1 protein-coding gene is annotated in these 1,148 nt (G+C 66.7%); it reads right to left on the bottom strand.

What is annotated here, in order from left to right; translation table 11 throughout:
- Nucleotides 1–110: 110 nt before the first annotated feature.
- On the bottom strand, nucleotides 111–1,148 hold a 1,038-nt coding region (gene tuf, locus HNQ67_RS13515; RefSeq protein ID WP_183256334.1), incomplete at its 5' end, for an elongation factor Tu.

The following is a 1,148-nucleotide window of genomic DNA, read 5'->3' as shown; positions in this document are numbered from 1 at the left end:
TCCGGACAGCAAAACGGCCCCCGGATCGCTCCGGGGGCCGGTCTGTCGTTGTACGGTGCGGTCACGCGCTCAAGCAGCAAGCGACCGCGTCGTGAGCGTTAGCGCCCCGACTATTCCGTGATCTTCGACACCACGCCGGCGCCGACCGTGCGGCCGCCTTCGCGGATGGCGAAGCGCAGGCCCTGGTCCATGGCGATCGGGGTGATCAGCTCGACGTTCAGCTCGGCGTTGTCGCCGGGCATGATCATCTCGACACCTTCCTTCAGGTGCACGATGCCGGTCACGTCCGTGGTGCGGAAGTAGAACTGCGGGCGGTAGTTGGTGAAGAACGGGGTGTGACGGCCGCCCTCTTCCTTGGTCAGGATGTAGGCCTCGGCCAGGAATTTGGTGTGCGGGGTGATCGAGCCCGGCTTGCACAGCACCTGGCCGCGCTCGACGTCCTCGCGCTTGGTGCCGCGCAGCAGCACGCCGACGTTGTCGCCCGCCTGACCCTGGTCGAGCAGCTTGCGGAACATCTCGACGCCCGTGCAGGTCGTCTTCTGCACCGGACGGATGCCGACGATCTCGACTTCCTCGCCGACCTTGACGATGCCCTTCTCGACGCGGCCCGTGACCACGGTGCCGCGGCCCGAGATCGAGAACACGTCTTCCACCGGCATCAGGAACGGCAGGTCCACCGGACGCTCCGGCTGCGGGATGTAGTCGTCGACCGTCTGCATCAGGGCCAGGACGGCCTCTTCGCCGATCTTCGGATCACGGCCCTCGACCGCCGCCAGGGCCGAACCCTTGGTGATCGGAATGTCGTCGCCCGGGAAGTTGTAGCTCGACAGAAGCTCGCGAACCTCCATCTCGACCAGCTCCAGCAGCTCCTCGTCGTCGACCATGTCGACCTTGTTGAGGAACACCACCAGCGCCGGCACCCCGACCTGACGGGCCAGCAGGATGTGCTCGCGCGTCTGCGGCATCGGGCCGTCCGCCGCCGAAACCACCAGGATCGCGCCGTCCATCTGCGCCGCGCCCGTGATCATGTTCTTCACATAGTCGGCGTGCCCCGGGCAGTCGACGTGGGCGTAGTGACGGTTGGCCGTCTCATACTCGACGTGCGCCGTGTTGATCGTGATCCCGCGCGCCTTCTCTTCCGGCGCCGC

The sequence above is a fragment of the Brevundimonas basaltis genome, assembly GCF_014202075.1.
Classification (GTDB): domain Bacteria; phylum Pseudomonadota; class Alphaproteobacteria; order Caulobacterales; family Caulobacteraceae; genus Brevundimonas; species Brevundimonas basaltis.
The sequence above is the reverse complement of the archived record's forward strand: the minus strand, read 5'-3'. Positions and strand labels throughout refer to the sequence as shown.